This window comes from Klebsiella sp. OBRC7, assembly GCF_000293135.1.
Lineage (GTDB): Bacteria > Pseudomonadota > Gammaproteobacteria > Enterobacterales > Enterobacteriaceae > Klebsiella > Klebsiella michiganensis.
On the sequence record NZ_ALNJ01000004.1, the window covers coordinates 41,228 to 52,910 of the forward strand.

Genomic DNA, 11,683 nt, shown 5'->3' on the forward strand with positions numbered 1-11,683 from the left:
GATTAGTCTTCCAGCTTTGGCTGCGGGGCATCATCAGGAAGCTTTACATGTACCTGAATAATACGTCGACTGTCAGCCATTGCGACCTTGAATTGGTAACCATCAATGTCGATAGACTCGCCGCGGGCAGGCAGATGACCAAACGCCTGCATGACCAGACCGCCGATGGTGTCGACCTCTTCATCGCTGAAGTGGGTGCCGTACGCTTCGTTGAAATCTTCGATTGAGGCCAGCGCGCGCACCGTCCACGTGTGGCGGCTCAGCTGACGGAAATCGATATCTTCTTCTTCGTCGTATTCGTCTTCTATTTCACCGACGATGAGCTCAAGGATGTCTTCAATGGTCACCAGGCCTGAGACGCCGCCAAACTCATCGATAACGATAGCCATATGATAACGTTGGGAGCGAAACTCCTTCAGCATGCGATCAACCCGCTTGCTCTCGGGCACGACAACCGCCGGACGCAACACTTTTTCCATGCTGAAGGCTTCGGCATCGCTGCGCATAAACGGCAGCAAATCTTTGGCCATCAGAATCCCTTCGATGTGATCTTTATCTTCGCTGATCACCGGGAAACGCGAGTGGGCCGATTCGATGATCACATCGAGGCACTCGTCCAGCGTCTGGTTGCGTTTCAGGGTAATCATCTGCGAGCGGGGGATCATGATGTCGCGAACGCGCTGGTCGGCGATATCCATTACCCCTTCGAGCATATCGCGCGTATCTTCGTCGATAAGGTCGTTTTGCCCGGAATCACGGATCAGCGCCAGCAGTTCGTCACGATTCTTGGGTTCACCGTGAAAGAGCTGGCTGAGTAACAGGGAGAAGAATCCCTTTTTGCTGTTTACTGTGTCGCTACTGTGTGAATTGTCGTCGCTCATGGCGTCGTATGGGTTCTCATGTTAGTTAAATAGTCGCTCGTCACGCGTATACTCAGCGCCCGGCATAGCGGCCAGTCGCCGGCAAAGCCGGCAACGGGTTATTCCTTCTCGGCAATGTACGGATCCTCATAGCCCAGAGCAAGCATTATCTCTGTTTCGAGGGATTCCATCTCTTCCGCTTCTTCATCAATGATGTGGTCATAGCCCAAAAGATGCAGGCTACCGTGGACCACCATATGCGCCCAGTGCGCTTCCAGCGGTTTACCTTGCTCTTTCGCTTCCTGTTCAACCACCTGACGGCAGATGACCAGGTCGCCAAGCAGCGGCATTTCGATACCCGGCGGGGCTTCGAACGGGAAAGAGAGCACGTTAGTCGGTTTGTCCTTCCCGCGATAGGTCAGGTTCAGCTCGTGGCTTTCCGCTTCATCAACCAGGCGGATCGTCAGCTCCGACTCTTCCTGAAACGGCGGAATAACGCTATCGACCCAGCGCTGAAACAGGGCTTCATCCGGCATTCCGCTGTTATCTTCGCAAGCCAGCTGTAAATCGAGAATGACCTGACTCATTTATGCTCCTGTTCCTGGGCTTCGCGTTTGCGCTCGGCGGCCAGTTCTGCTTTACGTTTCTGGTCTGCTTCTTCCCAGGCTTCATAGGCGTTAACGATGCGAGCCACCACCGGGTGGCGCACGACGTCTTCGCTATGGAAGAAGTTGAAGCTGATCTCATCGACTTCCGCCAGCACTTCAATCGCGTGGCGCAGGCCCGATTTGGTGCTGCGTGGCAGGTCAATCTGCGTGACGTCGCCGGTAATGACCGCCTTAGAGTTGAAGCCGATACGGGTCAGGAACATTTTCATCTGTTCAATGGTCGTGTTCTGGCTTTCGTCGAGAATGATAAACGCATCGTTCAGCGTACGGCCGCGCATATAGGCCAGCGGCGCGACTTCAATCACGTTGCGCTCAATCAACTTTTCCACTTTCTCGAAGCCGAGCATCTCGAACAGCGCGTCGTAAAGGGGACGCAGATACGGATCGACTTTCTGGCTCAAGTCGCCGGGCAGGAAGCCCAGTTTTTCGCCGGCCTCAACCGCCGGACGGGTCAGAAGAATACGGCGGATCTCCTGGCGCTCCAGCGCGTCTACCGCGGCGGCGACCGCCAGGTAGGTTTTCCCGGTCCCGGCAGGTCCGACGCCGAAGGTAATGTCGTGGTCGAGAATATTGGCGATGTACTGCGCCTGATTCGGCGTACGCGGCTTAATCACGCCGCGCTTGGTTTTGATATTGATGGCCTTACCGTAGTCCGGCACGCTTTCGGCGCTCTGCTCCAGCACGCGGGCTTCTTTGATCGCCAGATGAATTTGTTCCGGTTCAATATCCTGGATTTCGCCGCGCATCGGCGCGGTATCGACGTACAGACTGCGCAGGATATCCGCCGCAGCGGTGACGCAAATCGGCCGACCGGTCAGTTTAAAGTGGTTGTCACGACGGTTAATCTCGATACCGAGACGGCGTTCCAGCTGTTTAATGTTGTCATCAAACGGGCCGCACAGGCTCAGCAGACGGGCGTTGTCCGCGGGCTCAAGGGTGATTTCGCGAGTGTCTGTATTCAAACTGTTCCTCTTATACATAGATAGCCGGAAGGTAGCCGGTCAGGAAATTATTCACGTCATCGGAATATGGCGCAAGCATCGCTATAGATATTGGGCTCAGGAGAGGAAATACAAGGCCTGCCGGAGCCGGCAGGCCTGAACGGATTATGGCTGGTAGGTACCGACGCCAAGATCGTTTTCTTTACGGGTGCGGGCAATCACCGACTCCGGGGTTTCCGCGATGCGCAGACCCATTTCGTCCTCGGTGCGCACCACTTTACCGCGCAGGGAGTTTGTCCAGACATCGGTGATCTCGACATCAACAAACTTGCCGATCATCTCAGGCGAGCCTTCGAAGTTCACCACGCGGTTATTTTCGGTGCGGCCAGACAGCTCCATGATGCTCTTACGTGAGGTGCCTTCCACCAGAATGCGCTGCACGGTGCCGAGCATACGGCGGCTCCAGGCCATCGCCTGCTGGTTGATGCGCTCCTGGAGAATATACAGACGCTGCTTTTTGTCCTCTTCCGGTACGTCATCGACCATATCGGCCGCCGGCGTTCCCGGGCGCGCGGAGAAGATGAAGCTGTAGCTCATATCGAAATTCACATCGGCAATCAGCTTCATGGTCTGCTCGAAATCCTGGGTGGTTTCGCCAGGGAAGCCGACGATGAAGTCGGAGCTGATCTGAATATCCGGACGCGCCGCGCGCAGTTTGCGGATAATCGCTTTATATTCCAGCGCCGTGTGGGTTCGGCCCATCAGGTTCAGCACGCGGTCGGAGCCGCTCTGTACCGGCAGGTGCAGGAAGCTGACCAGCTCAGGCGTATCGCGGTAAACCTCGATGATATCGTCGGTGAACTCGATGGGATGGCTAGTGGTAAAGCGGATCCGGTCGATACCGTCGATCGCCGCAACCAGACGCAGGAGATCGGCAAAGCTACCGGTGGTGCCGTCATAGTTTTCCCCGCGCCAGGCGTTTACGTTCTGCCCGAGCAGGTTGACTTCACGCACGCCCTGAGCCGCAAGCTGGGCGATTTCAAACAGGATATCGTCGCTTGGACGGCTCACTTCCTCACCGCGGGTATAAGGCACCACGCAGTAGGTGCAATACTTGTTGCAGCCTTCCATGATGGAAACAAAGGCGCTTGGACCTTCGGCGCGCGGTTCCGGCAGGCGGTCGAATTTTTCGATTTCCGGGAAGCTGATATCGACGACCGGGCTGCGGTTGCCTCGTACCGAGTTGATCATTTCCGGCAGACGGTGCAGGGTCTGCGGCCCAAAAATAATATCGACGTAGTGGGCGCGCTGGCGAATATGGTCGCCTTCCTGAGAGGCCACGCAGCCCCCGACGCCAATGATCAGGTTGGGATTCTTCTCTTTCAGCAGCTTCCAGCGTCCTAGCTGATGGAATACTTTTTCCTGAGCCTTCTCACGGATTGAGCAGGTATTGAGCAGCAGCACATCCGCTTCTTCCGCCACTTCAGTGAGTTGATACCCGTGGGTGGCATCCAGCAGATCGGCCATCTTTGATGAATCGTATTCGTTCATCTGACAGCCCCAGGTTTTAATATGGAGTTTTTTTGTCATCGACTTGCTCATGCTTAATTAGGTATACCCAAAGTCAGCGTCTTCACCGGATGTTGCTCTGCAATGTGAAGGGTGACGGATATAAAGCCAGGATTGCAGGGCGCGTATTGTAATGCTTTGACCGCGCCCTGACCAGTACGACCGTAATCACCACAAGCCGAATAAAAATCCGGTAAACTGAGGGGATTCGGGTTTAAGGATAATAGCCATGACAATTCATGCAACAGATGTCGTTATCGTCGGCGGCGGGATGGTTGGCGGCGCCCTCGCGCTTGGCCTGGCGCAGCAGGGCTTTACGGTGACGGTCATTGAAAAAAACGCGCCACCGGTTTTTGATGCGTCTTCACCGCCTGACGTGCGCATTTCGGCAATCAGCGCATCATCGGTAGGGCTGCTGAGAGGCCTCGGCGTCTGGGACAGCGTGCGGTCCATGCGCGCCCATGCCTACCGCCAGCTAGAAACCTGGGAGTGGGAAAGCGCTCATGTTGTCTTCAACGCCGCGGAGCTGAAGCTGCCGGAACTGGGCTATATGGTGGAGAATAACGTCCTGCAGCGAGCCCTGTGGCAGGCGCTGGAAGCCCATGAGCGCATATTGCTGCAGGTGGGGACATCGCTCCAGGAGATGCGGCGGGGAGAAACGTACACCACCTTAACGCTGACCGACGGCAGCCAGCTTGATGCGCGGCTGGTGGTGGGCGCGGACGGCGCCAGTTCGCAGGTGCGTCAGCTGGCCGGAATCGGCATCCACGCGTGGCAGTATCAGCAATCCTGTATGTTGATCAGCGTACAGTGTGCGGACGATCCCGGCGACAGCACCTGGCAGCAGTTCACTCCGGCGGGGCCGCGCGCGTTTTTACCGCTGTTCGATCATTGGGCCTCGCTGGTGTGGTACGACGCGCCAGCGCGGATCCGCCAGCTGCAGGGCATGAGTATGGCTCAGCTACAGCAGGAAATTACTCGCCACTTCCCGTCGCGGCTGGGAGAGATTACGCCGCTGAGCGCGGGCGCCTTCCCGCTCACCCGCCGCCACGCATTGCAGTATGTTAAGCCGGGGCTGGCGCTGGTGGGCGATGCTGCGCACACCATTCATCCGCTGGCGGGGCAGGGGGTTAACCTCGGCTATCGCGATGTCGATGCGCTGCTCGATATTCTTGGCAGAGCAAAAGCCCACGGCGAAGAGTGGGCCAGCCTGCCGGTACTTAAGCGCTACCAGACGCGACGTCAGGCGGACAACTTTATTATGCAGTCTGGGATGGATCTGTTTTATGCCGGGTTTAGCAACGATCTGCCCCCGGTGCGTATGCTGAGAAACATTGGGCTGATGGCGGCCGAGCGCGCCGGCGGACTGAAGCGTCAGGCGTTGAAATACGCGTTGGGATTGTAACGCTGGACGACCCGGCTGGCGAAGGCGCGGCCGGGTAGGTATGCTAACAGGCGTAGCTAAAATCCATAAAGCAAAAAGCCCGCCGAAGCGAGCTTTTTGCTTTTTGTTGGCTGGGGTACGAGGATTCGAACCTCGGAATGCCGGAATCAGAATCCGGTGCCTTACCGCTTGGCGATACCCCAATTTTACGTTGACCATTTCGTACCGGGGTCAAACCGGTGGCTTAGCGCCTGGATATACTCCAACGGGTGCGCGCACAGCGTGGGCGACTTTTAAAATTGGCTGGGGTACGAGGATTCGAACCTCGGAATGCTGGTATCAGAAACCAGAGCCTTACCGCTTGGCGATACCCCAACAATTCTTTTGGATTTATCGAACTGAATCAATAATTCCCTTGTATGGTGGCTACGACGGGATTCGAACCTGTGACCCCATCATTATGAGTGATGTGCTCTAACCAGCTGAGCTACGTAGCCAAAATCTTACTCTATTTTCGATGGCTGGGGTACCTGGATTCGAACCAGGGAATGCCGGTATCAAAAACCGGTGCCTTACCGCTTGGCGATACCCCAATACCGTCGCGGTGAACCGCAAACATCGAAAATATGGCTGGGGTACCTGGATTCGAACCAGGGAATGCCGGTATCAAAAACCGGTGCCTTACCGCTTGGCGATACCCCAACAAAAATCTTTTACCGCAACGCGAACGAGTAAATGGTGCGGGAGGCGAGACTTGAACTCGCACACCTTGCGGCGCCAGAACCTAAATCTGGTGCGTCTACCAATTTCGCCACTCCCGCAAAAAAGATGGTGGCTACGACGGGATTTGAACCTGTGACCCCATCATTATGAGTGATGTGCTCTAACCAGCTGAGCTACGTAGCCATCTTTTTGCGCGTTACCTTATCGGCGTTGCGGGGCGCATTATGCGTATTGAGCCTTGAAGCGTCAACCCCTTTTTCATCGAAAATGGACTGAACGTAACTGTTTGGTTAGGTTGCGAACAGCGTGGTGCAATAATCGGCAATTATTGGTTATTTATCGTTTTTAACGGCTTAAATAAGGCACAAAACAAAAACGGACCCCGAAGAGTCCGTTTTGAAAACAGCGTCGGTTAGTAGGCCGACTGGTGTACGCCAACCGCGCGTCCCGACGGATCGTTCATTTTTTTGAAAGATTCGTCCCACTCAATCGCTTTTGCTGAAGAGCATGCGACGGAAGGGCCGCCAGGAACGCATTCGGCCGCGCTCGGTACCGGGAACAGCTCTTCGAAAATCTCACGGTACAGATACGCTTCTTTCGAGGAAGGCGTGTTGTACGGGAAGCGGAAGCTGGCGGTTTCCAACTGCTGATCGGAAATCTGTTCAGCGGCCACTTCTTTTAAGGTATCGATCCAGCTGTAACCAACGCCGTCAGAGAACTGTTCTTTCTGGCGCCAGGCGACGCTCGCCGGCAGGTAAGATTCAAAACATTCACGCAGGACATGTTTTTCCATTTTACCGTTGCCGCACATTTTATCCTGCGGGTTAATACGCATTGCCACGTCGAGGAATTTTTTATCCAGGAACGGGACGCGCGCTTCAACGCCCCAGGCGGACATCGCTTTGTTGGCGCGAGCGCAGTCAAACATATGCAGCGCCTGCAGTTTGCGCACGGTCTCTTCGTGCAGCTCTTTGGCGTTGGGCGCTTTATGGAAATAGAGGTAGCCGCCAAATACTTCGTCAGAACCTTCGCCGGACAGCACCATTTTGATGCCCATGGCTTTGATTTTACGCGACATCAGATACATTGGCGTTGACGCGCGAATCGTCGTCACGTCGTAGGTTTCAATGTGATAGATAACATCGCGAATCGCGTCCAGGCCTTCCTGCACCGTAAAGTGGATCTCGTGGTGCACGGTACCCAGATGGTTAGCCACTTCCTGCGCGGCTTTCAGATCGGGGGCGCCCTCCAGGCCGACGGCGAAGGAGTGCAGCTGCGGCCACCAGGCTTCTGATTTTTCCTGATCTTCGACGCGGCGCGCGGCATATTTTTTGGTGATGGCGGAAATCACCGATGAATCCAGGCCGCCGGAGAGCAGTACGCCGTACGGAACATCGGACATCAGGTGGCTTTTCACCGACTCTTCCAGCGCCTGACGCAGTTCGTTTTTGTCCGTGACATTGTCTTTGACCGCGTCGTAGTCGAACCAGTCGCGCTGGTAGTACTCGCGGATTTCGCCATCTTTGCTCCACAGGTAGCTGCCTGCCGGGAACTCTTTAATCGTGCGGCAAACGGGAACCAGCGCTTTCATTTCAGAGGCAACGTAGAAGTTACCATGTTCGTCGTGACCCATATACAGCGGGATGATGCCGATGTGGTCGCGACCAATCAGATACGCGTCTTTTTCGCTGTCGTAGAGAGCGAAAGCAAACATCCCCTGCAAATCGTCGAGGAAGTCCGGGCCTTTTTCCTGATACAGCGCGAGGATAACTTCGCAGTCGGAACCGGTCTGGAACGCATAGCGGTCGCCGTATTCCGCGCGCAGCGCCTGGTGGTTGTAGATTTCACCGTTGACGGCGAGAGCGTGAGTTTTAGCGGCGTTATACAGCGGCTGCGCGCCGGCATTGACGTCGACGATCGACAGGCGTTCATGCGCCAGGATGGCTTTATCACAAGCATAGACGCCGGACCAGTCCGGACCACGGTGGCGCATCAGTCGGGAAAGCTCCAGTGCCTTTTTACGCAGCTCACCCGCGTCAGTTTTAATATCCAGTACGCCAAAAATCGAACACATAGCCTTCTCCGTTACCCTGTCTTGTTTGATGTTGTGCAGACTTCGTCTTATTGCGAAGCCTCAGTGCATGCTTTAGAAAATGCCGCAAAGGCGCGGAGGGCGCAAGGGGTTTACGGCAGGAAAAGGAAATAATGCAATTGTGATTGTCGAATAGTGAAAAAAGAGTACGTTTTGAGCACTTTTGTTGCTGAATATTTAGTGATGACGCTTTTTTTTTAGATAAAAGCGTTCAGGAGAGGCTTAGAAATAAGAAACCACGTCGCAGGACGTGGTTTTATTTAGAAGATATCGATTTCCGCAACGGAGGGATAAATCCAGGAAGGGCGGAACGGCATGCTGTCGATATCATCGAGCGTGGCAACCCCGGAAAGCACCAGAATGGTTTCCAGACCGGCCTGGAAGCCTGCCAGAATATCCGTTCGCAGGTTATCGCCGACGATCACCGTCTGTTCCGAATGCGCCTGCATTTTATTGAGCGCGGAGCGGATAATCCACGGGCTCGGTTTCCCCACGTAGAACGGCTTACGACCTGAGATTTTTTCTATACCGGCGCACAGCGCCCCGCAGGCCGGGTAGTAGCCGCGACCGTGGGTATCCGGGTTAGTGGCGATAAAGCGCGCGCCGTTGGCGACAAAAAAAGCGGCCTTATGCATCATCTCCCAGTTAAAGGAGCGCGTCTCACCGACGATAACGAAATCAGGATTGACGTCGGTGATGGTAAAGCCTGCTTTGTACAGTTCGTGAATCAGCGCGCCTTCCCCGACCACATAGGCTTTTTTGCCTTCCTGGCGACGCAGAAAATCCGCCGTGGCCATTGCTGAGGTATAAAAGGCGGTATCAGGAACATCGATTCCCGCCGTCGCAAAGCGGTTTGCCAGATCCTGCCCGGTTTGAGAAGGGTAGTTAGTCAGCATCACCAGCGGCATCTCTTTCTCGAGTATGCGTTTGATGAATTCAGCGGCGCCCGGCACGGCCACATTGTCGTGCATCAGCACGCCGTCAATATCACAAATTACGTTTTGAATGGTCATGAACTGTCCGACATCATTGGAGAAAGGCGAAACTATAAAGCGGCTTTAGCTTTCCAGCAAACGCTGGAGCAGAGTCCCGTTGAGCATCGCACGCTTTACCAGGGCAAAAGCGCCAATGGCAGAGCGATGATCGAGCGTGGATCGCACTACCGGCAGGTTTTTGCGAAACGCCTTCAGCGCCTGGGTATTAATACAGCCTTCGATTGCCGGCAGAAGGACTTTTTCCGCTTCCACGATCTCTCCGGCAATCACCACTTTTTGCGGATTAAACAGGTTAATGGCGATAGCGATGGTTTTACCCAGATGGCGGCCAACGTGCTCGATTACCTCGCAGGCCAGCGCATCGCCTTTATTCGCGGCTTTGCAGATCGTTTTGATCGAACAGTCATCGAGGGAGATTTTGCTCTGATACCCCTGTTCCAGCAGATGACGAACGCGATGTTCAATAGCGGCATTGGCGGCAATGGTTTCCAGACAGCCGAAGTTACCGCAGTGGCAGCGCTCGCCTAACGGGTCGACCTGGATATGGCCGATTTCCCCGACGTTACCGTTACGGCCAATAAAAATCCGCCCGTTGGAGATGATCCCTGCGCCGGTCCCGCGGTGTACGCGCACCAGAATGGAGTCTTCACAGTCGTGGCTCGCACCAAAGTAGTGCTCCGCCAGCGCGAGGCTACGAATATCGTGGCCGACGTAACAGGTAACTTTAAAACGTTTTTCCAGCGCTTCAACCAGCCCCCAGTTTTCCACCTGAATATGCGGCATATAGCGAATGACGCCGCTTTCCGGATCGACCAGCCCCGGCAGGATCACTGAAATGGCGATCAGCTCGCGGATTTTACGCTGACAGCTCTCCATAAAGGCGGCAATGATGTTAAGCAGGGCGTGCTCCAGCGTTTCCTGAGTTCTTTCCGGCAGCGGGTAGTGCTCTTCTTCAAGAGTCTTGCTGCTTAAATCATAGAGGGTCAGGGTGGCGTCGTAGCGGCCAAGGCGTACGCCGATGGCGTGGAAGCCGCGGGTTTCGGCAACAATGGAGATGGCGCGGCGGCCCCCGGTGGAGGCCTGCTGATCGACTTCTTTGATCAGTCCGCGTTCAATAAGCTGACGCGTAATTTTGGTTACGCTGGCAGGGGCAAGCTGGCTTTGTTCCGCAATCTGGATACGCGAGATGGGGCCGTGCTGATCGATGAGCCGATAGACGGCCGCGCTGTTCAGCTGTTTTACGAGATCGACGTTACCAATTTGAGCCTGTCCGCCTGCTGTCATACTTTTACTTACTCAGTGACGACCTCGTTACCATTAACGATGGTCTTGGTGATTTTATAATCACGGGTGAATGCGGTCAGGTTAGCGACCATCCCCGGGGCAATGCTGCCTAACTGTTTGTCTACGCCAATGGCGCGGGAAGGGTAGAGCGTCGCCATACGCAACACTTCATCCAGCGCGATGCCGCAGTGCTCAACGAGGTTACGCACCCCTTCAATCATGGTCAATGAAGAGCCGCTGAGGGTACCGTTCTCATCTACGCACAGGCCGTTCCGGTAGTATATTGTTTTACCGGCAAAAATGAACTGCTCAATATTGGCACCCGCCGGCGCCGTCGCGTCGGTAACAAGACACAGCTTGTCGCCTTTCAAACGTTTAGCGAGGCGCACGTTAGCGAAATCGACGTGCATACCATCGACGATGATGCCGCAGTAGACATCCGGCTCGTCGAAAATCGCGCCAGCCAGGCCCGGCTCACGACCGGTAATATACGGCATGGCGTTAAACAGATGGGTAGCAAAGGTAATCCCGGCGCGGAAACCGATTTTCGCTTCTTTAAGCGTCGCGTTGGAGTGACCGGCGGAGACAATGATGCCGGCGGCCACCAGTTTGCGGATAACCTCCGGTTCCACCCGTTCCGGCGCAAGCGTGATTTTGGTTATCACGTCCGCGTTTTCGCACAGGAAATCCACCAGCGCGGCATCCGGTTTGCGTACGTAGTCCGGGTTGTGGGTGCCTTTTTTAACAATATTCAGCCACGGGCCTTCAAGATGCAGACCCAGCGCCTGGTTAGGATGTTTTTGCAGGTATTCGCGCATCACGCGTACGCCCTGTTTCATCAGGTCGTCGCTGGAGGTGATCAGCGTGGGCAGATAGCTGGTGCAGCCGGAGCGTTCATTGGCCTTCTGCATAATCTCCAGCGTTTCAACGGTGACCGCGTCCGCCGTGTCGTTGAACTGCACGCCGCCGCAGCCGTTAAGCTGGACGTCGATAAAACCGGGGGCAAGGATCGCGCCATCAACCGAGCGCTGTTCGATCCCGGTGGGCAGTTCAGTCTGAAGACAGATACGTTCGATAAGGCCATTGGCGATAACAATCGCATGGTCATCCAGAATTTCATGACCGGTATAAATCCGGCCTTGGGTTAATGCATACATTACGACCCCC

Annotated in this window: 9 protein-coding genes and 7 tRNA genes; 1 reads left to right on the plus strand and 15 read right to left on the minus strand. The window is 55.2% G+C overall.

Features of this window, described 5'->3' with window-relative positions; all coding sequences use genetic code 11:
- Positions 1-2 precede the first annotated feature (2 nt).
- The 4 genes from corC to miaB form a co-directional block, all read right to left on the minus strand.
- Positions 3-881 (minus strand): CNNM family magnesium/cobalt transport protein CorC, encoded by an 879-nt coding sequence (gene corC / locus HMPREF1144_RS01175; RefSeq protein WP_004130445.1) that lies wholly within the window; start codon positions 879-881, stop codon positions 3-5.
- Between the two features lie 98 nt (positions 882-979).
- Positions 980-1,447 (minus strand): rRNA maturation RNase YbeY, encoded by a 468-nt coding sequence (ybeY, locus tag HMPREF1144_RS01180; protein ID WP_004848824.1) that lies wholly within the window; start codon positions 1,445-1,447, stop codon positions 980-982.
- Entirely contained in the window at positions 1,444-2,490 is a 1,047-nt protein-coding gene (locus HMPREF1144_RS01185; protein WP_004134159.1) for a PhoH family protein, read from the minus strand. Before HMPREF1144_RS01185 ends, ybeY begins: the two co-directional genes overlap by 4 nt.
- Positions 2,491-2,634: 144 nt before the next feature.
- On the minus strand, positions 2,635-4,059 hold the full coding sequence (gene miaB / locus HMPREF1144_RS01190; RefSeq protein ID WP_004848827.1) for a tRNA (N6-isopentenyl adenosine(37)-C2)-methylthiotransferase MiaB: 1,425 nt from the start codon (positions 4,057-4,059) through the stop codon (positions 2,635-2,637).
- Between the two features lie 208 nt (positions 4,060-4,267).
- On the opposite strand from miaB, the gene ubiF reads away from it, so the two are divergent.
- Positions 4,268-5,443 carry a 3-demethoxyubiquinol 3-hydroxylase gene (gene ubiF, locus HMPREF1144_RS01195; protein WP_004848829.1) on the plus strand — a complete coding sequence of 392 codons (1,176 nt, stop codon included), beginning with the start codon at positions 4,268-4,270 and terminating at the stop codon, positions 5,441-5,443.
- 107 nt (positions 5,444-5,550) lie between these two features.
- On the opposite strand, the gene HMPREF1144_RS01200 is transcribed toward ubiF, so the two are convergent.
- The 11 genes from HMPREF1144_RS01200 to nagA form a co-directional block, all read right to left on the minus strand.
- A tRNA-Gln gene (locus tag HMPREF1144_RS01200) sits at positions 5,551-5,625 on the minus strand.
- Between the two features lie 97 nt (positions 5,626-5,722).
- A tRNA-Gln gene (locus HMPREF1144_RS01205) sits at positions 5,723-5,797 on the minus strand.
- Positions 5,798-5,842: 45 nt separating this feature from the next.
- Positions 5,843-5,919 (minus strand) — tRNA-Met (locus tag HMPREF1144_RS01210).
- A gap of 21 nt (positions 5,920-5,940) precedes the next feature.
- Positions 5,941-6,015: transfer RNA gene (locus tag HMPREF1144_RS01215), tRNA-Gln, on the minus strand.
- Between the two features lie 34 nt (positions 6,016-6,049).
- Positions 6,050-6,124: transfer RNA gene (locus tag HMPREF1144_RS01220), tRNA-Gln, on the minus strand.
- Between the two features lie 34 nt (positions 6,125-6,158).
- Positions 6,159-6,243 (minus strand) — tRNA-Leu (locus HMPREF1144_RS01225).
- 8 nt (positions 6,244-6,251) lie between these two features.
- A tRNA-Met gene (locus HMPREF1144_RS01230) sits at positions 6,252-6,328 on the minus strand.
- Between the two features lie 229 nt (positions 6,329-6,557).
- Positions 6,558-8,219, minus strand: a complete 1,662-nt coding sequence (asnB, locus tag HMPREF1144_RS01235) for an asparagine synthase B (protein ID WP_004130452.1) — start codon at positions 8,217-8,219, stop codon at positions 6,558-6,560.
- Between the two features lie 278 nt (positions 8,220-8,497).
- Complete coding sequence (locus HMPREF1144_RS01240; protein WP_004100215.1) at positions 8,498-9,250, minus strand: HAD-IIA family hydrolase; 753 nt, start codon at positions 9,248-9,250, stop codon at positions 8,498-8,500.
- 45 nt (positions 9,251-9,295) lie between these two features.
- A complete protein-coding gene (gene nagC, locus HMPREF1144_RS01245) occupies positions 9,296-10,516 on the minus strand; it encodes a DNA-binding transcriptional regulator NagC (protein WP_009651672.1) in 1,221 nt (406 codons plus the stop codon).
- Between the two features lie 8 nt (positions 10,517-10,524).
- Positions 10,525-11,673 (minus strand): N-acetylglucosamine-6-phosphate deacetylase, encoded by a 1,149-nt coding sequence (nagA, locus tag HMPREF1144_RS01250; protein WP_004848834.1) that lies wholly within the window; start codon positions 11,671-11,673, stop codon positions 10,525-10,527.
- Between the last annotated feature and the right edge of the window lie 10 nt (positions 11,674-11,683).

Coding starts and splice junctions, on each gene's coding strand:
- corC (WP_004130445.1), bottom strand. CDS start 881: ATGAGCGACGACAATTCACACAGTAGCGACACAGTAAACAGCAAAAAG.
- ybeY (WP_004848824.1), bottom strand. CDS start 1,447: ATGAGTCAGGTCATTCTCGATTTACAGCTGGCTTGCGAAGATAACAGC.
- miaB (WP_004848827.1), bottom strand. CDS start 4,059: ATGACAAAAAAACTCCATATTAAAACCTGGGGCTGTCAGATGAACGAA.
- ubiF (WP_004848829.1), top strand. CDS start 4,268: ATGACAATTCATGCAACAGATGTCGTTATCGTCGGCGGCGGGATGGTT.
- asnB (WP_004130452.1), bottom strand. CDS start 8,219: ATGTGTTCGATTTTTGGCGTACTGGATATTAAAACTGACGCGGGTGAG.
- HMPREF1144_RS01240 (WP_004100215.1), bottom strand. CDS start 9,250: ATGACCATTCAAAACGTAATTTGTGATATTGACGGCGTGCTGATGCAC.
- nagC (WP_009651672.1), bottom strand. CDS start 10,516: ATGACAGCAGGCGGACAGGCTCAAATTGGTAACGTCGATCTCGTAAAA.
- nagA (WP_004848834.1), bottom strand. CDS start 11,673: ATGTATGCATTAACCCAAGGCCGGATTTATACCGGTCATGAAATTCTG.